14 protein-coding genes and 1 pseudogene are annotated in these 19,098 nt (G+C 71.9%); 8 read left to right on the top strand and 7 right to left on the bottom strand.

Annotated features, from left to right (window positions below; genetic code table 11):
* Positions 1–8 precede the first annotated feature (8 nt).
* Positions 9–751, bottom strand: a pseudogene (locus OG199_RS08740) (MerR family transcriptional regulator).
* Positions 752–907: 156 nt separating this feature from the next.
* Between OG199_RS08740 and OG199_RS08735 the strand changes: the two are divergent.
* The 4 genes from OG199_RS08735 (at position 908) to OG199_RS08720 (ending at position 5,576) form a co-directional block, all read left to right on the top strand.
* Positions 908–2,758 (top strand): AMP-dependent synthetase/ligase, encoded by a 1,851-nt coding sequence (locus OG199_RS08735; RefSeq protein ID WP_405828901.1) that lies wholly within the window; start codon positions 908–910, stop codon positions 2,756–2,758.
* Positions 2,759–2,945: 187 nt separating this feature from the next.
* The gene (locus OG199_RS08730; protein ID WP_356806236.1) at positions 2,946–4,415 is read left to right on the top strand and encodes an amino acid permease; all 1,470 of its coding nucleotides are present in this window, start codon (positions 2,946–2,948) and stop codon (positions 4,413–4,415) included.
* A 63-nt stretch (positions 4,416–4,478) separates the two neighbouring features.
* Entirely contained in the window at positions 4,479–4,958 is a 480-nt protein-coding gene (locus OG199_RS08725; protein WP_401805191.1) for a macro domain-containing protein, read from the top strand.
* Positions 4,959–5,099: 141 nt separating this feature from the next.
* Positions 5,100–5,576: a hypothetical protein gene (locus OG199_RS08720; RefSeq protein WP_405828898.1), complete on the top strand. Its 477-nt coding sequence runs from the start codon at positions 5,100–5,102 to the stop codon at positions 5,574–5,576.
* A 68-nt stretch (positions 5,577–5,644) separates the two neighbouring features.
* Here OG199_RS08720 and OG199_RS08715 read toward each other — a convergent pair whose 3' ends face one another.
* Complete coding sequence (locus tag OG199_RS08715) at positions 5,645–7,144, bottom strand: M1 family metallopeptidase (RefSeq protein WP_401805194.1); 1,500 nt, start codon at positions 7,142–7,144, stop codon at positions 5,645–5,647.
* Positions 7,145–7,360: 216 nt separating this feature from the next.
* Between OG199_RS08715 and OG199_RS08710 the strand changes: the two genes are divergently transcribed.
* Positions 7,361–9,322 carry a Xaa-Pro dipeptidyl-peptidase gene (locus tag OG199_RS08710; RefSeq protein ID WP_405828896.1) on the top strand — a complete coding sequence of 654 codons (1,962 nt, stop codon included), beginning with the start codon at positions 7,361–7,363 and terminating at the stop codon, positions 9,320–9,322.
* 309 nt (positions 9,323–9,631) lie between these two features.
* On the opposite strand, the gene OG199_RS08705 is transcribed toward OG199_RS08710, so the two are convergent.
* Positions 9,632–10,603: an FAD-dependent oxidoreductase gene (locus OG199_RS08705; protein ID WP_405828894.1), complete on the bottom strand. Its 972-nt coding sequence runs from the start codon at positions 10,601–10,603 to the stop codon at positions 9,632–9,634.
* A gap of 188 nt (positions 10,604–10,791) precedes the next feature.
* On the opposite strand from OG199_RS08705, the gene OG199_RS08700 reads away from it, so the two are divergent.
* Positions 10,792–12,432 (top strand): ABC-F family ATP-binding cassette domain-containing protein, encoded by a 1,641-nt coding sequence (locus OG199_RS08700; RefSeq protein ID WP_356806226.1) that lies wholly within the window; start codon positions 10,792–10,794, stop codon positions 12,430–12,432.
* 22 nt (positions 12,433–12,454) lie between these two features.
* Here the strand turns inward: OG199_RS08700 and OG199_RS08695 are convergent, their stop codons facing one another.
* From OG199_RS08695 to OG199_RS08685, 3 genes are all read right to left on the bottom strand, one after another.
* Positions 12,455–13,027, bottom strand: coding sequence for a putative glycolipid-binding domain-containing protein (locus OG199_RS08695; RefSeq protein ID WP_356806224.1), 573 nt, complete (start codon positions 13,025–13,027; stop codon positions 12,455–12,457).
* A gap of 85 nt (positions 13,028–13,112) precedes the next feature.
* Positions 13,113–15,509, bottom strand: a complete 2,397-nt coding sequence (locus OG199_RS08690) for a Tex family protein (protein WP_405828892.1) — start codon at positions 15,507–15,509, stop codon at positions 13,113–13,115.
* A gap of 88 nt (positions 15,510–15,597) precedes the next feature.
* Positions 15,598–16,464, bottom strand: coding sequence for an SCO6745 family protein (locus tag OG199_RS08685; RefSeq protein ID WP_401805200.1), 867 nt, complete (start codon positions 16,462–16,464; stop codon positions 15,598–15,600).
* A gap of 125 nt (positions 16,465–16,589) precedes the next feature.
* Between OG199_RS08685 and OG199_RS08680 the strand changes: the two genes are divergently transcribed.
* Together OG199_RS08680 and OG199_RS08675 are read left to right on the top strand one after the other, a co-directional pair.
* Positions 16,590–17,543 carry a GlxA family transcriptional regulator gene (locus OG199_RS08680; RefSeq protein ID WP_405828889.1) on the top strand — a complete coding sequence of 318 codons (954 nt, stop codon included), beginning with the start codon at positions 16,590–16,592 and terminating at the stop codon, positions 17,541–17,543.
* 16 nt (positions 17,544–17,559) lie between these two features.
* On the top strand, positions 17,560–18,195 hold the full coding sequence (locus OG199_RS08675; RefSeq protein ID WP_356806217.1) for a DJ-1/PfpI family protein: 636 nt from the start codon (positions 17,560–17,562) through the stop codon (positions 18,193–18,195).
* Here OG199_RS08675 and OG199_RS08670 read toward each other — a convergent pair.
* The gene (locus tag OG199_RS08670) at positions 18,182–18,952 is read right to left on the bottom strand and encodes an enoyl-CoA hydratase/isomerase family protein (RefSeq protein WP_401805204.1); all 771 of its coding nucleotides are present in this window, start codon (positions 18,950–18,952) and stop codon (positions 18,182–18,184) included. The two genes, OG199_RS08675 and OG199_RS08670, sit on opposite strands and share 14 nt — an antisense overlap.
* Positions 18,953–19,098 lie beyond the last annotated feature (146 nt).

The following is a 19,098-nucleotide window of genomic DNA, read 5'->3' as shown; positions in this document are numbered from 1 at the left end:
CGGCAAGCTCAGGACTCCTCCTCCAGCCACTCCCGCAGCTCCCGCTTGAGGGAGCGCTGGAACGTGGTCAGGAGAGCCTGCACCACCAGCGGCTGCATGTGCGCCGACAGGGATCTCACCGCCGCGGCGGACTCGTGCCGGCCCACCGCCTCCCGCAGCAGCGTGGACAGTTCGTGCGCCACGGCACGCGAGTGCTCCAGCAGGACGCCCTGCGCCGCGAGAATCGTCCCGTGCGCCAGCGGTACGTCGAGGAGCTGGACGCCGAGCCCGAGCAGCCCGGGGTCGACCCGGAAGGAGTCCCCGGCCCGCTCGACGACGTTCATCGCGACGAGCCGCTCCAGATGCTCCTCGTCCAGCGGCCGGCCCGCCCGCCGCTCCAGCTCCTCGCGCGTCACCTCCTCCGCCGCGTCCGGTGCCCAGGAGGCCACCACCGCACGGTGGAGAGCCAGATCGCGGGCGCTCAGGTCGGACGGCAGCTGCCCCAGATGACGCTCGATCGCGGCCAGGGTCATGCCCTGGCGCTGCAACTCCTCGATGAGCGCGAGCCGGGCCAGGTGCTCCTGGCTGTAGTGCCCCACCCGGCGGGGGCCGATCACGGGCGGCGGCAGCAGACCCCTGGTGCTGTAGAAGCGGACCGTACGGACCGTGACGCCCGCGCGCGCGGCCAGCTCGTCGACCGTGAGCGCCGGCTCCTCGGTGTCCGTCGTCATGGCAGGTCCTCGCCTCTTCGGTGGTACAGCGATAGGTGCAACAGTATTGCTGTCTCACCGGTGTTGTGAAAGCGTCCGGCGCGGTCGCCGCCCGAACACGCTCCGTGGAACCAGCGGCACGCTCCGTACGTTCATCCGACGTCCCGGCAGGACGGCCGGGACGCGCGATGCCGAGCCGATGGCGCCAGGAGGCGGTCATGACCACGATCCTGCGACTCCCCGGGGACCCTGCCGAACTCACGCTCCCCGCCCTGCTGTTGCGCAACGCCGAGGACCACGGGGATCTCCCGGCCCTGTCCTGGCGCACCGACGCCGGTGCCGGATGGACCACGCTCACCTGGAGCGAGGTGCGCCGAGAGGCGGCCACCCTGGCCACCGGGTACGCGGCACTGGGCGTCGAGCGCGGCGAGCACGTCCTGATGATGATGACCAACCGCCCCGAGCACTGGCTGAGCGACCTGGCCCTGACCCACCTGGGCGCCGTCCCGGTCACCGTCTACGGCACCGCCGCACCCGAACAGGTGGCCCACATCGCCCGGCACAGCCGAGCCCGCCTCGCGATCGTCGAGGGCGCTCGCGAACTCGGCTGCTGGGAGCCACTGCTGGCGGACCCCGCCACCCGACTGGAGCGCCTGGTGGTGGCCGAGGCGGCGCAGGCGGGACCGCATCGGACGTACGCCTCCCTCAAGGGGCACGAGTTCCTCGGGCCGTTGGGGAATCTGGGCGTCCTGGAGAAGAACGGCGGGGTGCTGGAGAAGAGGGGCCTGTTGAGGGCGGGCGCCCTGGAGCGGACGGACCTCTTCGAGAAGGCCTGGCGCGAGACCAGGGCCACGGACCCCTTGACCGTCGTCTACACCTCGGGCACCACCGGGGAGCCCAGAGGCGTACGCGTCACCCACCGCAACGTCGTCCTGAACGCGCACGCCCTGAACCGGCTCGTCGAGCTCCCCGACCACGTCGAGCACCTCTGCTACCTCCCCCTCGCGCACATAGCCGAGCGCATGCTCGGCATCTACCTGCCGGTGTTCCGTGCCTCGCACGTGTACCTGTGCCCCGACCCGGCGCAGGTGGGGTCGATCGCCCGGGAGCTGCGTCCGGCCCAGTTCTTCGGCGTCCCGCGGGTGTGGGAGAAGCTCGCCGCGGCCGTACGGACCGCGCTCGCGGGACTTCCGGCGCGGCGCCGCGCGGACGTGGACGCGGCCATGGAGACGGCACGCGCGCGCGTGGCGTGCCGCGAACGGGGGGAAGAGCCGTCCGCCGAACTGGACGAGGCGTACCGGACGGCGAGGGAGCAGGTCCTGGGCCCGATCCTCGCCCTCGCCGGATTCGACCGCCTGGTGTGGACGGCGAGCGCCTCGGCGCCGATGCCTCCGGACGTGGCCGACTTCTGGGCGGGCTTCGGACTGGTGATCATGGATGCGTGGGGGCTGACCGAGACCATAGGCGTCGCCACGACCAACAGCCCGGCCGCCTTCCGTCGCGGCTCGGTCGGCAGACCTCTGGACGGCCTGGAACTGCGGACCGCCGGGGACGGCGAGATCCTGGTGCGCGGCGCGACCGTCTTCGACGGCTATCTGCGCGCCGACGGCACGGTCGAGGACCCCCGCGACGCGGAGGGCTGGTTCGCCACCGGCGACCTCGGCCGAATCGACGAGGACGGCTTCCTCCTCCTGACCGGCCGCAAGAAGGAAATGATCGTGACCTCGACGGGCAAGAACGTCTCGCCCGCCCACGTGGAGAACACGCTCAAGGAGCACCCCGTCGTCGACCAGGCCTACGTCCACGGCGACGGCCGTCCGTACCTGGTCGCCCTGCTCGTCCCGGACCCCGCCGCGGCGGGGGATCCGGCGGACCTGGCGGAGGCGGTCGCGCAGGCCGTGGCGCAGGCGAACACACGCCTGAGCCGCACCGAGCAGATCAGGCGCTACCACGTGCTCGACCGGGAATGGGGCCCCGTGACGGGCGAGCTCACGCCCTCGCTGAAGCTGCGCCGCACGGCGGTACAGGAGCGCTACAGGGACACGATCGAGCAGCTGTACACCACCTGACCTGCGGTTGGATCGCTTTGATCATCATGTGAGATGTCCCGCGATGTGAGGTGTGCCATCGCGTACGCGCGAATTCGTCGGGAAGGTGGCTCCTTGGTCCGTGCCGCGACAGGGGAGGTACGGGCCGAGACATATCCGGACACCCGGGCGCACCGTGCGTCGGGCGCACCAGAGAGTGGATCCACCCGTGAGCAACGACGCCGTAGACACGGCCAAGCCCGCCACATCCCGAAGCGACGCGGCCCGCACGCCCGCGGACGCGGGCGACGCCGGATACAGCAAGGACCTCAAGGCCCGCCACGTCAACATGATCGCCATCGGCGGCGCGATCGGCACCGGACTCTTCCTCGGCGCCGGCGGACGCCTCCACAGCGCGGGCCCCGCACTGGCGATCGCGTACCTGGTCTGCGGAACCTTCGCCTTCTTCGTCGTGCGCGCCCTCGGTGAGCTGGTCCTCTACCGGCCCTCCTCCGGGTCCTTCGTGTCGTACGCGCGTGAGTTCCTCGGCGAGAAGGGCGCCTACGTCGCCGGGTGGATGTACTTCCTCAACTGGTCGACGACCGGCATCGCCGACATCACCGCGATCGCGCTCTACACGCACTACTGGAGCTTCTTCACCGACATCCCGCAGTGGGTGCTGGCCCTGATCGCCCTCGCGGTGGTCCTGGCCGTCAACCTGATCTCGGTGAAGATCTTCGGCGAGATGGAGTTCTGGTTCGCGATCATCAAGGTCGCCACACTGGTCTCCTTCATGCTGGTCGGCATCTTCCTGCTGGCCACCCACCACGACGTGGACGGCCAGAAGCCCGGTCTGAGCGTCATCACGGACCACGGCGGTCTCCTGCCGCACGGCCTGATGCCGGTCGTCCTCGTGATGCAGGGCGTGATCTTCGCCTATGCGGCCCTGGAACTGGTGGGTGTCGCGGCGGGCGAGACCGCCGAGCCCGAGAAGGTCGTTCCGCGTGCGGTGAACTCGATCATGTGGCGCGTCGGCCTCTTCTACGTCGGCTCGGTCGTTCTGCTCGCGCTGCTGCTCCCCGGCTCGGTCTACTCGGCCGACGAGAGCCCCTTCGTCACGGTCCTGTCGAAGATCGGCGTCTCGGGAGCCGGTGACGTCATGAACCTGGTCGTGCTCACCGCGGCCATGTCGTCGCTGAACTCCGGCCTGTACTCCACCGGCCGCATCCTGCGCTCCATGGCGACGGCGGGCTCCGCGCCCAGGTTCACCGCGCGGATGAACCGCAGCCAGGTGCCCTACGGCGGCATCCTGCTCACCTGCGCGGTGTGCGTGCTCGGTGTGGGACTGAACTACCTCATGCCGGACCAGGCCTTCGAGATCGTCCTGAACGTGGCGTCCCTGGGCATCATCAGCACCTGGGTGATCATCATGATCTGTCACCTGGTGTTCGTCCGCCGTGCCAAGGCCGGCCTGGTCACGCGCCCGTCCTTCCGTCTCCTCGGCAGCCCCGTCACGGAGACCGTGACGATCCTCTTCCTGCTGGCCGTGCTCGGCCTGATGTGGAACGACCCGGAGGTCGGCCGCAAGACCCTGCTTCTCATTCCGGTGATCGCGGCTCTGCTGGTCGGCGGCTGGTTCGCGGTCCGCCGTCGGGTCTCCAAGGCCGCCCAGGAGGAGCTGAGCGGGCTCACGAAGTAGCGCCTGCCGCGGTCCGGTGGCGGCTCGAGGAGCGTTGTCAGTGCCGGCGTCTACGGTGGCGTCATGTCGGGGATCATGTATGTCCGGGGTGACGCCACCGTTCCGTCGGTGAAGGGCGTCAAGCTGATAGCCCATGTCTGCAACGACATCGGAGGCTGGGGGAGGGGCTTCGTGCTGGCGCTCTCCCGCCGCTGGCCGGAGCCGGAGAAGGCCTACCGCGCCTGGCACCGCGACCGCGCGCACAACGACTTCGGGCTGGGCGCCGCCCAGTTCGTCCAGGTCGAGCCGTACGTGTGGGTCGCGAACCTGATAGGCCAGCGGGGTATCCGGAGGGGCAGCAAGGGGGTTCCCGTCCGGTACGAGGCGATCGACGCGGCGCTCGAACGGCTTGCGGACCGGGCCGTCGCACTCGACGCGTCCGTCCACATGCCCCGTATCGGCTGCGGCCTGGCGGGCGGTACCTGGTCGCGTGTCGAGCCGCTCATCACCCAGCGGCTGGTGCAGCGGGAGATCGCGGTGACGGTGTACGACCACGAAGGGTGAGCGGCGCGCGACGGACGACCGTGACGGACGGGACGGTCGCGACGGCCTAGCAGGCCGCGGGGGTCGGCCGAGGGGTTACTTTCGGTCAACTCTGGCGCAGAACGTCGTTGGTTCGCACGCGTGAGAGGGTACATCACGGCCATGGACCTCATCCCGTACCCGATCGGCCCACTCAACCCGAAGGTTCAGGATCTGCTCCTCGCGCTGCCGCTGTTCGCCCTCGTCTACGTGCTCATCGCCCGGATACTGCCACGGATGAACCGGGTGCTCGAGGCACGGGACGACGCGATCAACGGCACCAGGGAACGGGCCGACGCCGTGCAGGCCCGCGCCGAGCGCGAGCGCGCCCAGACGGAGGCACTTCTGGCCGAGGCCCGTCACGACGCCGCCCGGATCCGTCAGGACGCCCACGAACGGGGCGCCACCCTGATCGCCGAGGCCCGCCAGGACGGGCAGCGCGCCCGCGAGGCCGTCCTGGCCGAGGGTCGTGCCCGCATCGAGTCCGAGCGCGCGGCCGCCGAGGTCGAACTCCGCATAGCGGTGTCCGAGTTGGCCTCCGCCCTGGCGAGCCGCATCGTGGGCGAGCGGATCGGGGCCCCCGCGCAACAAGGCAACTGACACCCGCCGTCGAACGGCCGCCCGTCCCGGAAGGGGCGGGCGGCCGCACGAGCACCGGGGCCCTGAATTCAGCCGGAGTGGACGGAGTCGGTCGCGGCGATCTTCTTCCACGACCTGGGCTGCGCGGGGACCGCCTTGGCGGCCCCGGCCGCCGACAGCGAGGCGCCCCGCGCGGCGGGTGCCGCCGGCTTCGACGGCTGGAACAGCCACGTGTCGAAGAGCGCGGCGAGGGACTTCCCGGACACCGTCTCCGCGTACTTCCGGAAGTCCTCGACCGTGGCGTTCCCGTACGGGTGCTCCTTCGGCCATCCCTTCAGCACCGTGAAGAACGCGTCGTCCCCGATCTCGTTGCGCAGCGCCTGGATCGCCAGCGCTCCCCGGTCGTAGACGGCGGTGTCGAACTGGTTGTCCGGACCGGGGTCACCGGGCTTCACCGTCCAGAAGGCGTCGTCCGCCGGATGCGACGCGTACGTGTAGTCCGCCAGTTCCTGCGTCGTCCCCTCACCCTCGTGCTCGGACCAGAGCCACTGCGCGTACCGCGCGAAGCCCTCGTTGATCCAGATGTCCTTCCACCCGGCCAGCGACACGTCGTCGCCGTACCACTGGTGCGCCAGCTCGTGGACGACCACGGAGGTGTTGGAGCCGCCCGCGAACTGCCGGGGGCTGTAGTACACGCGGGTCTGGGTCTCCAGCGCGTACCCGGTCGTGGTGTTCGGGACGTAACCCCCCACCGAGTTGAAGGGGTACGGGCCGAAGTAACCGGTCAGCCAGTCGACGATCTCCCCGGTCCGCTCGAGGCTCGCCCGCGCGGCCCCGTCGTTGTCGCCGAGGTCCTTGCTGTAGGCGTTGATCACCGGGACGCCGTCGGACGTCTTCCCGGTGGTGATGTCGAACCTGCCGATCGCGAGCGTGGTCAGATAGGTCGCCTGCGGCTTGTTCGAGCGCCAGTTGTAGCGGGTCCAGCCGCGCTGTGAACTCGTCGACTGGAGTGTGCCGTTGGAGATGGCCTGGGTGCCGTCCGGCACGGCCACCGAGACGTCGTAGGTCGCCTTGTCGCTCGGGTGGTCGTTGCTCGGGTACCACCACCAGGCCGACTCGGGCTCGTCCGCCGCGACGGCGCCGTCCGGAGTGCGGTGCCAGGTCGAGAAGCCGTACGCGCTCTTCGTGGACGGCACCCCGCTGTAGCGGACCACGACGGTGACGGGTGTGCCCTTCGGCAGCGGGGTCGCCGGGGTGATCTCCAGCTCGTGCTGGCCCGAGGTGGTGAACGAGGCCTTCGCGCCGTTGACCCGCACCTCGCTCACATCGAGCAGGAAGTCCAGATCGAAGCGCGAGAGATCCTGCGTGGTGGTGGCCAGGAGGGTGGCCGTGCCCTCCAGTTCGTCCGTCGCCGGCTGATAGGAGAGCCGGAGGTCGTAGTGCGAGACGTCGTACCCGCCGTTGCCGTAGGCCGGGTAGTAGGGGTCGCCGATGCCCGGCGCCCCGGGGGTGTAGTCCGCCGCCGATGCCGGGATCGCCAGCAGCAGGGAGGCGGCGAGCGCGCCCGGGGCGATGAGTCTGCGGTGCACGTCAAGCTCCAAGTCGTTGGGGCACGGGGTCTGTTCGGAGCCTATTGAGTCCCTGTGACCCCGGCCGTGTCCATGGCCACCCCTGTCACACGATCGCCATTCGGCCGACACCTTTCGCAGGAACGTCGCACCCGCCCCGACCGCACCGGAGGTTCCCTCCGCGGACCCTCCAAGTGCCCCCTTTTGCGCATGAGTTGACCGGGGTACCGTCCGCGCATGCCGATACCAGCGCGCCGCATGCGCTTCACGACCTGGAGATCGCTCGCGACGGTGGCCACGGCCGCCCTGATGGCCGCCTTCCTCACCCCCGCCGCCGCGCACGCCACCGTGCGGGAGAGCGCCCCGGTGTACTCCTACGACAACGCCGTCCGCGAATCCGTCTGGGTGGACACCGGCCTCGACGGTGACAGCGACGGCAGGACCGACCGCGTCGCCGTCGACATCGTCCGGCCCCGCGAACCCGCCCAGCAGGGCCGCAAGGTGCCCGTGATCATGGACGCCAGCCCGTACTACTCCTGCTGCGGACGCGGCAACGAGAGCCAGCTCAAGACGTACGACGCGCACGGCGACGTCGTCCAGATGCCGCTTTTCTACGACAACTACTTCGTGCCGCGCGGCTACGCCTTCGTCGGCGTCGACCTGGCCGGAACCAATCGCTCCGACGGCTGTGTGGACGTCGGGGGCCGCTCCGACATCCAGTCGGCGAAGGCGGTCGTCGACTGGCTGAACGGCCGCGCCAGGGCCTACACCACCCGCACCGCTGCCACCCCGGCCAGAGCGACCTGGACCAACGGCCGCACCGGCATGATCGGCAAGAGCTGGGACGGCACCATCGCCAACGGGGTCGCCGCCACGGGTGTCAAGGGCCTGAAGACCATCGTGCCGATCAGCGCCATCTCCTCCTGGTACGACTACTACTTCGCCCAGGGCGCCCCGCTCTACGACTCGGGACCGGACTGGCTCTCCGACTACGTCGACAGTCCCGACGCCCGGGCCCGGTGCGCCGCCGTGCAGCAGAAGATCGTCGCGGGGGCCCCGCGTACCGGCGACTGGACACCGTTCTGGACCGAGCGCGACTACGTGAAGGACGCCGGCAAGGTCAGGGCCAGCGTCTTCCTCGTCCACGGCATGCAGGACCTCAACGTCCGCACCAAGAACTTCGGCCAGTGGTGGAGCGCCCTCGCCAAGAACGGCGTCGAGCGCAAGATCTGGCTCTCCCAGACCGGTCACGTCGACCCGTTCGACTACCGGCGCTCCGCCTGGGTCGACACCCTGCACCGCTGGTTCGACCATGAACTGCTCGGCTACGACAACGGCATCGACCGCGCGCCCATGGCCGACATCGAGCGCCACCCCGACCAGTGGGCCACCACCTCCGTCTGGCCGCCCCGTTCCACCGGGACGGCCACCCTGCGCCCCGGCACCGGCACCCAGCAGGGCGTCGGCACCCTCGGACTGCGCAAGGGCTCCGGAACGGAGACGTTCACCGACGACCCGCGGCTGAGCGAGACCGACTGGGCGGCCCACATCGACCGGTCCACCGGCGAGAAGGCCGGGTTCGTCACCAAGCCGCTGACCAGGGACCTGCGCCTGTCCGGCTCGTCCGAGGTCACGGTCACCGCCACGCCGACCACCTCCACCGCCCACCTCAGCGCGGTCCTGGTCGACGTCGGCCCCGACACCATCCGTGACTACGCCGACGGCGGCGAGGGCATCACCACCCTCACCGACCGGACCTGCTGGGGAGCGAGCTCCGCCGGCGACAGTTCCTGCTACAAGGTCACCCAGGCCACGACGGCCGACGTCGACGCCACCGTCCTCAGCCGGGGCTGGGCCGACCTCGGCACCTACGCCTCCCCGCACAAGGGGGTACCGCTCACGCCCGGCAAGGCCTACACGATCACCCTCGACCTGGCCGCCACCGACCACGTCGTGCCGGCGGGCCACCGGCTCGCGCTCGTCGTCGCGGGCACCGACCGGGATCTCATCGACCCGCCCTCCAGCACCCCGACCCTGACGCTCGACCTTTCCCGTACGTCGGCCCGGGTCCCGGTGGTCGGAGGCGCCGAGGCCTTCGGCAGGGCGACCGCGGGGACCGGCACGGCCACGCGTCCGTCCGCCCACGACGCCGTACGCGATCCGCGCACGGCCCAGCGGATCCCGGGCGACCGCCACTGACGGCGTCCCGGACACGCGCCGGGGCCGTGCCGGTCACCCACCGTCACGGCCCCGGCCGCGCCGAGCACCCGGAACCGCCGTCGACCCGAGGCTCGTTCGGCTGGGGCCAACCACCGTTCGTCGGAGGCATGTTCGGGCCCCGGGACCCAACCGCAGACCACCCAGGGCTCGTTCGGCGCCTCGGACCAATTGCCCTCGGCAGGAGGCCCGTTCGGCCACCTGGGAGCAGGCTCCTCTCACCGGAGGTCCGTTCGGGCACCTGGCACCACGGTCACGGGCCGCCGCCGTCCGTCCGTCCGCGGCAACGGTTCAGCGCGCCGCGGCCGGGTCCTCGCCCCCGGCGAGCGCGGCCGCCTCCCGCGCGCATCCCCAGGCCACGGTGACCCCCGCGCCGCCATGGCCGTAGTGGTGCACCACGATCCGTCCGTCGGCGCGCACCTCACGCTCCAGCCGCACCGGGGTGCGCACCGGCCGCAGCCCCACCAGATGACCGAGGACATGCGCCCCCGCGATCTCGGGGCGCAGGGCGGCACACCGCTCGACGATCCGCGCCGCCGCCACCGGATCGGGCGTGAGCGACCAGTCGTCCTCGTCGGTGGTGCCCCCGAGCACCAGCCGGTCGGGCTGCGGGAAGACGTACGTGCTCGTCCCCGCGCTCTTGTCGGTCGCCACGATCCAGGAGTCGATGCCGGGGTTCTCCGTGATCACGAGCTGTCCGCGCACGGGCCGTACGGCCGGATCCGGGACCAGCGTGCGCGCCCCCAGCCCCGTGCAGTTGACGACGACCGGCGCCGCCACCCGGGCGAGGTCGGTCACCGTTCGGGTCTCGACGGTCCCGCCGGCCGCCGTGAACCTCTCGCGCAGCCACTGCAGGTGCACCGGCATGTCGATCAGCGGCAGTCGCGCGCGCAGCCCGATTCCCGCGTACTCCTCGGGGGAGGCCGCCCGCAGCCCCGGCACCCGGGCGGCCCACGGACCCTGCGCGTCCAGTCGCGACCCCGCCAGTACACCGTCGACCATGCGTACGCCCGTCGTCGCCGGCCGCTCCGCCAACTCCTCGTACACGGAGAGTGACTGGAGCGCCCATTCGCCGGCGAGCGCCTCGGGCTCGATGCGGTACGGCCACCACAGCGCGCCGGCGACCGCGGAGGTGGCCCGCTCGGCGGGCTCCCGCGTCCACACCCGGACCCGCCTGCCCCGCTCGGCCAGGACGACGGCCGTCGTCAGTCCGATGACACCGCTGCCGACCACGATCACGTCGTCGCTTCGCGTGTTCTCCACGCGGGGACGTTAGCGGATCGTGCCGTGCTCACGTCACTCCCCGTCCGGGGAAACCCACAGGCCGCCGCATGGCGCAGAGGGGCGACGCGCGGCGGCGAAGGCGGCGGAAGCACGCGCGCGGGCGGCCGGTGGCGCCCGGAACGCGGGGTCTCCGGCAACCCGGCCGGGCCGTTAGGATCGGCCTCCTGATGACTGCCACTCTCGTCGCCAAGAACCTCGCCGCCGGACACGGCGACCGCTCGCTCTTCACCGGACTCGACCTGGTCGTCGCGCCCGGCGACGTGATCGGGCTCGTCGGTGCCAACGGCGCGGGCAAGTCCACGCTGCTGCGGCTGCTCGCAGGGCTGCTCACGCCCGAGCAGGGGGAGCTGCGGCTGTCCCCGCCGTCCGCGGCGGTCGGGCACCTGCCGCAGGAGCCGGAGCGCCGGGACGGCGAGACCGTACGGGCCTTCCTCGCGCGGCGCACCGGCGTGGCGGAGGCCCAGCGGGTGATGGACGAGGCGACGCAGGGGCTCGTCGACGGCGCGCCGGGCGCGGACGACGCCTACGCGGAGAGCCTGGAACGCTGGCTCGCCCTCGGTGGCGCCGACCTCGACGAGCGGGCGGAGGAGGTCGCCGACACCCTCGGGCTCGCGGTCGACCTGGACCAGCCGATGACGGCCCTGTCCGGGGGGCAGGCCGCCCGCGCGGGCCTGGCCTCCCTGCTGCTCTCCCGCTACGACGTCTTCCTGCTCGACGAGCCCACCAACGACCTCGACCTGGACGGACTGGAGCGGCTCGAACGGTTCGTCTCCGGCCTGCGCGCGGGCACCGTCGTCGTCAGCCACGACCGAGAGTTCCTCACCCGCACGGTCACCAAGGTGCTCGAACTCGACCTCGCGCAGCAGCAGATCACGCTGTACGGCGGTGGCTACGAGGCGTACCTGGAGGAGCGTGACACCGCCCGCCGGCACGCCCGCGAGGACTTCGACGAGTACGCGGACAAGCGGTCCGCCCTCGAAGGGCGCGCCCAGATGCAGCGGTCCTGGATGGACAAGGGCGTGAAGAACGCCCGGCGCAAGGCGAACAACGACAACGACAAGATCGGCCGCAAGTTCCGCAGCGAGGCCAGTGAGAAGCAGGCCGCGAAGGCCCGGCAGACCCAACGCATGATCGAACGGCTCGACGTCGTCGACGAGCCGCGCAAGGAGTGGGAACTGCGCATGGAGATCGCGGCGGCGCCGCGCTCCGGAGCGGTGGTCGCCACGCTGCGGGACGCCGAGGTGCGGCGCGGCGACTTCACCTTCGGGCCCGCCACGCTCCAGATCGACTGGGCGGACCGGGTGGCCGTCACGGGCGCCAACGGCGCGGGCAAGTCGACCCTGCTGGGCGCCCTGCTCGGCCGCGTCCCGCTGGACGCCGGGCACGCCACCCTCGGTTCCGGTGTCGTCGTCGGCGAGGTCGACCAGGCCCGCAAGCTCTTCCACGGCTCGGAGTCCCTGCTCGACGCGTTCTGCGCGGCCGTCCCCGACACCGAACCGGCCGAAGTCCGAACCCTGCTCGCCAAGTTCGGCCTGAAGGCGGAGCACGTGCTGCGCCCGGCCGCGAGTCTCTCCCCGGGCGAGCGCACCCGTTCGGCGCTGGCCCTTCTCCAGGGGCGCGGGGTCAACCTCCTCGTCCTCGACGAGCCGACCAACCACCTCGACCTGCCCGCGATCGAGCAGTTGGAGTCGGCCCTCGACACGTACGAGGGCACGCTGCTGCTGGTGACCCACGACCGCCGGATGCTCGACGCCGTCCGCACCACACGGCGCCTGGAAGTGGCCGCGGGCAAGGTGACGGAGCGCTGACCGGTCGGCCCGGGCAGGACACTCACGGGTCCACCGCCAGCCGCCGTGCCGTCCAGGGGTAGTCGACGACGAATCCGTCCGGGTCGAACTCCAGGTCACTGCGGTGGTCCCCGGAGGAGAAGCGGACCCGGCCGCCCTCGCCACCGCTCTCCAGATGGGTGTACGTCTGCTGCGACGCCCGGACGGCGAGGTCCGGCACGGACACCCGGGCCATCAGGAACTCCCGCTCGCCCGGGGTGAGATGGAGCCGGTGGCGCAGCACGGGCAAGGTGTTCGTCAGCGGGCACGGCCCCAGGTCGCAGTCGAGGGCGCCGCCGAGCTCGGGCAGCCACTCGCCGTCCGCCGTCCAGCGGCCCTCGCCGTCGTGCCGCAGATCGAGCGTATGGGTGCCCGAGGCCGTCTCGGCGCTCACACACAGCCGCCGGGTCACGAACCCGTCGGCGGTGTCGAGCTCGTAGGAGATCCAGTACGGCTCGGGAACGGTCCCGACGGCACGCCCGCGCGCCCGCAGAGAGCGGGCGCCGGACGTGATCCAAGAGGTCTCGTACCCCTTGCTCTCAGTGACTTCCCAGGTAAGGACGCGCGAGCCGACCATACGGTCACTGTAGGGACGTGGGCCCGGTGGCGCGCCCCTTCGGGTGCGCGGGAAACCGCGCACCCGGCCGCCGCTCACCCGCGGTTCAACGACGGCCCTTCTTCGGGTCGACCAGTCCGGCGCGCCGCAGTGCGTCGGCCATCGCGCTGTTGGCCGGCGGCGGAGCGGCCTGCCGCGAACCTCCGCCACCGCCGCCGCCCGCCCCGCCTCGTGGCTGGCGCTGCTGGCGCTGCTGCGGAGGCCGTCCGCCGCGCTGCGGACGCCCGCCCTCACCCTGCTGGTCCGACGCGGTCGCCTCGTCGTCTAGGCGCAGCGTCAGCGAGATCCGCTTGCGCGGGATGTCGATGTCGAGCACCTTCACCTTGACGATGTCACCCGGCTTCACGACGTCCCGCGGGTCCTTCACGAACGTCCTGGACATCGCCGAGACGTGCACCAGACCGTCCTGGTGGACGCCGATGTCCACGAAGGCGCCGAAGGCGGCCACGTTCGTGACGACCCCCTCGAGCACCATCCCGGACGCCAGGTCGGAGATCTTCTCGACGCCCTCCTTGAAGGTGGCCGTCTTGAACGCGGGCCGTGGGTCGCGGCCGGGCTTCTCCAACTCCTTCAAGATGTCCGAGACGGTCGGCAGACCGAACGTCTCGTCCACGAAGTCGGCCGGCCTGAGCGAGCGCAGCACACCGGTGTTGCCGATCAGGGTGGCGACCTCGCTGCCCGCCGTCTTCACCATCCGCCGCACCACGGGGTACGCCTCGGGGTGCACGCTGGACGCGTCCAGCGGGTCGTCCCCGCCCCGGATGCGCAGGAAGCCCGCGCACTGCTCGTACGCCTTCGGGCCGAGCCGGGCCACGTCCTTGAGGGACGTACGGGAGCGGAAGGGGCCGTTGGCGTCGCGGTGCGCCACGATGTTCTCGGCGAGTCCCGAGGTGATGCCGGAGACACGGGAGAGCAGCGGGGCGGAGGCCGTGTTGACGTCCACACCCACGCCGTTCACACAGTCCTCCACGACCGCGTCGAGGGAGCGGGAGAGCTTCACCTCGGACAGGTCGTGCTGGTACTGACCGACACCGATGGACTTCGGGTCGATCTTCACCAGCTCGGCCAGCGGGTCCTGGAGCCGGCGCGCGATGGAGACGGCGCCGCGCAGCGACACGTCCATGTCGGGCAGCTCCTGCGAGGCGAACGCGGACGCCGAGTACACCGACGCCCCCGCCTCGGAGACCATCACCTTGGTGAGCTGCAGCTCGGGGTGTTTGGTGATGAGCTCACCGGCGAGCTTGTCCGTCTCGCGGGACGCCGTGCCGTTGCCGATCGCGATCAGGTCGACCGTGTGCTCCTTGGCGAGGCGGGCGAGTTTGGCGACGGCCTCGTCCCACTTGTTCGCCGGGACGTGCGGGTAGATGACGTCCGTCGCGACGACCTTGCCGGTCGCGTCGACCACGGCGACCTTCACGCCCGTGCGGAATCCGGGGTCCAGGCCCAGCGTCGCGCGCGTGCCGGCCGGAGCGGCCAGCAGCAGGTCCCGCAGGTTCGCCGCGAAGACGTCGACCGCCTCGTCCTCGGCGGCGGTGCGCAGCCGCAGCCGCAGGTCGATGCCGAGGTGCACGAGCAGGCGGGTCCGCCAGGCCCAGCGGACCGTGTCCTTCAGCCACTTGTCGGCGGGACGGCCGCGGTCGGCGATCCCGAAACGCTGGGCGACGATCCCCTCGTACGACGAAGGGGCCGACGGGGACTCGGCGGGCTCCTCGGGCTCCAGGACGAGATCGAGGACCTCCTCCTTCTCACCCCTCAGCATGGCGAGGACGCGATGCGAGGGCAGCTCCTTGAAGGGCTCGGCGAAGTCGAAGTAGTCGGCGAACTTGGCGCCCGCCTCCTCCTTGCCGTCCCGCACCTTGGCCGCCAGGCGTCCGCGCACCCACATGCGCTCCCGCAGCTCGCCGATCAGATCGGCGTCCTCCGAGAACCGCTCGGTGAGGATCGAGCGGGCGCCGTCGAGCGCCGCCTGCGGGTCGGCGACGCCCTTGTCCGCGTCGACGAAGGCCGTCGCCGCGGCCAGCGGGTCGACCGACGGGTCGCCGAGCAGGCCCTCGGCCAGCGGCTCCAGACCCGCCTCGCGCGCGATCTGCGCCTTCGTGCGCCGCTTCGGCTTGAACGGCAGATAGATGTCCTCCAGGCGCGCCTTGGTCTCGGCGCCCCGGATCTGGGCCTCGACCTCCTCGGTGAGCTTGCCCTGCTCGCGCACCGATTCGAGGATCGCCGTGCGCCGGTCCTCCAGCTCCCGCAGATAGCGCAGCCGCTCCTCGATGGTGCGCAGCTGCGCATCGTCGAGCATCTCGGTCGCTTCCTTGCGGTAGCGGGCGATGAAGGGCACCGTCGAACCGCCGTCGAGCAAGTCGACGGCGGACTTGACCTGCCGTTCCCGTACGCCGAGCTCCTCGGCGATCCTGCCTTCGATGGACCCTACGAGGGGTGTCGTCACGATCCCGTACCGCCTTCTCCACTGAGGTTGCGCGGCAATTGTGGCAGGTGACACCGACAACGGGGGATCAGGGCGCCGATCGGGGGTGTCAGCCCTTGCCGGTCATGCCCTCGGGGAACGCGCCGGCCGCGAGCGCCGTCATCAGCAGTCCCTTCGCCAGTTCGGTGAGGCGCTCCACTCCCGCGGCGCCCAGATGTTCGTACGGGGCCCGGTCCAGCTGATCCGTGCGCACCTCGATCTCCTGACGCAACGCGACACCGGCCTGCGTCAACTCGCCCTCCGCGTCCAGCAGTCCGCGCCCGCGCAGGCGCTCCACCGCCGCCTCCCAGTCGGCACGTGACCAGCCGCGGGTGCCCAGCGCCCACTTCGGCGCCATGCCCTTGCCGGTCGCGGTGTGGCTCACCAGCGCCTCGACCGGGTCGAGTTCCGCCGCGAGCAGCACCGCGAGGTGGCCGTCGCCCCGGTGCTCGCGCAGCAGCGTGGCGCCGTGCCAGAGCGCGAGGTGCGGCGCGTCGGGCACGGGCAGGTCCGCGTGCGCGGCGTAGAGCGGGCGCGCCGTCCTGGTGCAGGCCTCGGCCGCCCGCAGGGCCAGCTCGGCCGCCTCGGCCATCTCCTCGGAGGCGACGACGTCCTCGCCGAGCAGCCGCCGCAGCGTGGCGTCGACGGCACGCGCGCGTGCCGCGAGGACGGTCTCGGGGGAGGCCTTCTCCCACACCTCGGGCACGTGCCGGGCCACCAGTTCGTGGCGGAAGTTGTAGAACGTCGCCGTCACCGTGCCCGGGCCCACCGGCCCCATGGCCGCGGCGCGCACCGCGAAGTACGCCCCCCGGCTGTCGTCGATGCCGACCGCGGCGAGCTCGCGGCCCAGGTCCGGCGAGAAGTAGTGGGTCGAGTGCAGCGGATTGAGGACGTTGTGGCAGCGCCGTCCGGCGCGCTCGGGCAGAGGAGTGGTCATGACCGCAGGTTACCGACTGGTCAGTACGTGGGGAACGGGTGGGCGCGGAGACCTGCCCGGCGGTGGCAGGAAAGGTGGGGTACTCGTCCTTGCGGCCATCGGCGGTCCCGCCAAGAATCGAAGACATGCGAACCGTCGTGGTCGTCCTCTTCGACGCGGTGCAGAGCCTCGACGTCACGGGTCCCGCGGAGGTCTTCGCGGGCGCCGAGACCTGCCGGCCGGGCTCGTACCGCGTCCGCACCGCCTCCCTGGACGGCGCGCCGGTCCGTACCTCCAGCGGCCTGGCCCTCGTCCCCGACGGCACCCTCGCCGAGGCGCCGGCCCCGCACACCCTGCTCGTCCCCGGCGGACGGGGCACCCGGCGCCCGGACCCCCGGCTCACCGACTGGCTGCGCGAGCACGGCCCCCGCGCCGACCGGCTGGTCTCCGTCTGCACCGGCGCCCTCCTGCTCGCCCGTGCGGGCCTGCTCGACGGCCGCCGCGCGACCACCCATTGGGCGTACTGCGACACACTCGCCCGCGAGCATCCGGCCGTCCGAGTCGAGTCCGACCCCATCTACGTACGCGACGGCCGGGTGTCCACCTCCGCGGGCGTCACCTCCGGAATCGACCTCGCCCTCGCGCTCGTCGAGGAGGACCTCGGCCGCGAGGCCGCCCTCACCGTCGCGCGTCATCTGGTCGTCTTCCTGCGGCGTCCCGGCAACCAGGCCCAGTTCAGCGCACAGCTCGCGGCGCAGACGGCCCGGCGCGAACCCCTGCGCGAGGTCCAGCAGTGGATCACCGAACATCCCGGCGAGGACCTCTGCGTGGAGTCGCTCGCCGCCCGTGCGCGGCTCTCGCCCCGGCACTTCGCGCGCGCCTTCCAGTCCGAGACGGGGGTCACCCCGGGCCGGTACGTCGACCGGGTCCGCCTCGAACACGCCCGGCGTCTGCTGGAGGACACCGCCGACGGCGTCGCGGAGATATCCCGCGCCTGCGGCTACGGCACGCCGGAGGCCATGCGCCGGGCCTTCGTCCGGGCGCTCGGCGCGGCGCCGGCCGAGTACCGGCGCCGCTTCCGCCCCGCACCCGCGCACTGAACCGGAAAGGACCCTCATGCAGATCGCCATCGTCCTCTACGACCGCTTCACCGCCCTGGACGCCGTGGGCCCCTACGAGACCCTCGGCCGGCTGCCCGGCGCCGAGACCGTCTTCGTCGCCGAGCGCACCGGTCCGGTCCGCAACGAGACCGGCAATCTGGCACTCACCGCCGACCGCTCCCTGGACCAGGTGACGGACCCGGACATCGTCGTGGTCCCCGGCGGCCCGGGGCAGACCCCGCAGATGGAGAACCAAGTCCTTCTGGACTGGCTGCGCGCCGCCGACGCCACGAGCACCTGGACCACCTCGGTGTGCACCGGCTCGCTGCTCCTGGCCGCGGCCGGCCTCCTGGACGGCCGCCGGGCCACCTCGCACTGGCTGGCCCTCGGCACCCTCGGGGAGTTCGGTGCCGAGCCGACGGGGGAGCGGGTGGTCTTCGACGGGAAGTACGTGACGGCGGCCGGCGTCTCGTCCGGCATCGACATGGGGCTCCACCTGCTCGGCCGGATCGCGGGCGACGAACACGCCCAGGCCGTGCAGCTGCTGACGGAGTACGACCCGCAGCCGCCCTACGACGCGGGGTCGCCGCAGAAGGCGCCCGCGCACCTGGTGGAGGAGCTCCGCGCGAAGAGCCGGTTCATCCTGCGCTAGCCGGACCGGAACCCGGCGTGGTCCAGGTGAACCGTGGCGGGCGGCGCTCCAGGAAGGCGGCGACGCCCTCCGCGGTGTCGCCGCTGCCGCGTGCCTGCTCCGCCCAGTGCGTGTCCCGGTCGGTCCGCCCGTTCGCGAACTCCTTGGCGGCCGCCTGCGTCAGCAACGACCGCGCCGTCAGTACCCGGGCGAACTCCGTGACCCGCTTGTCGAGTTCGTCCCCGGCCAGTACCTCGTCCACCAGGCCCGTGCGCAGCGCGCGCTCCGCGTCGATCAACTCGCCCGAGAACAGCAGGTACTTGGCGGTCGCCGGTCCCACGAGCGACACCAGACGCCGGGTGGCGGAGGCGGGGTAGACGATTCCCAGCTTCGCCGGGGTCACGCCGAACAGCGCGCCGGCCTCCGCGAACCGCAGATCGCAGGCCGCCGCGAGCTGCGCCCCGCCGCCGACGCAGTACCCGCGGACGGCCGCGAGCGTGGGCTTGGGGAAGGCGGCGAGCGCGTCCTCGGCCCGCACGGCGAGGCCCTGTGCCTCGTCCGAGGACCCCCGCAGGGTCGAGATGTCGGCCCCCGCGCAGAAGGTGTCACCCTCCCCGGTGAGCACCACCGCTCGGACGGCCGGGTCGGCGGCCAGCCCGTCGAGCAGGGTCGGCAGCGCCCGCCACATCCCGGCCGTCATGGCGTTGCGCTTGGCCGGGTGGTGGATGACGACGGTGGCGATGCCGTCCCCGACGCTGTGCAGCAGCTGCGGCTCCATACGCGGGATGCTATCCGCACCCTCGAACGCGCGATCAGGCGAGGGCGGGCGCGTCCGGGGCCGCCCGCCCCGGCGGACACCGGACGCGTCGCGAGAGCCCGGTGGCAAACCCGTACAACCCGAATAGTTCTCGAAGTGGACACAAC

It is taken from the genome of Streptomyces sp. NBC_01176 (assembly GCF_045039825.1).
Classification (GTDB): domain Bacteria; phylum Actinomycetota; class Actinomycetes; order Streptomycetales; family Streptomycetaceae; genus Streptomyces.
Note: the sequence above shows the minus strand (reverse complement) of the source record. Positions and strands in the feature narration are given on the sequence as shown.

Bases quoted from the DNA above. Each gene is read 5' to 3' on its own strand.
- OG199_RS08735 (WP_405828901.1), top strand. From the start codon at position 908: ATGACCACGATCCTGCGACTCCCCGGGGACCCTGCCGAACTCACGCTC.
- OG199_RS08725 (WP_401805191.1), top strand. From the start codon at position 4,479: ATGTCGGGGATCATGTATGTCCGGGGTGACGCCACCGTTCCGTCGGTG.
- OG199_RS08720 (WP_405828898.1), top strand. From the start codon at position 5,100: ATGGACCTCATCCCGTACCCGATCGGCCCACTCAACCCGAAGGTTCAG.
- OG199_RS08710 (WP_405828896.1), top strand. From the start codon at position 7,361: ATGCCGATACCAGCGCGCCGCATGCGCTTCACGACCTGGAGATCGCTC.
- OG199_RS08700 (WP_356806226.1), top strand. From the start codon at position 10,792: ATGACTGCCACTCTCGTCGCCAAGAACCTCGCCGCCGGACACGGCGAC.
- OG199_RS08695 (WP_356806224.1), bottom strand. From the start codon at position 13,027: ATGGTCGGCTCGCGCGTCCTTACCTGGGAAGTCACTGAGAGCAAGGGG.
- OG199_RS08685 (WP_401805200.1), bottom strand. From the start codon at position 16,464: ATGACCACTCCTCTGCCCGAGCGCGCCGGACGGCGCTGCCACAACGTC.
- OG199_RS08680 (WP_405828889.1), top strand. From the start codon at position 16,590: ATGCGAACCGTCGTGGTCGTCCTCTTCGACGCGGTGCAGAGCCTCGAC.
- OG199_RS08675 (WP_356806217.1), top strand. From the start codon at position 17,560: ATGCAGATCGCCATCGTCCTCTACGACCGCTTCACCGCCCTGGACGCC.
- OG199_RS08670 (WP_401805204.1), bottom strand. From the start codon at position 18,952: ATGGAGCCGCAGCTGCTGCACAGCGTCGGGGACGGCATCGCCACCGTC.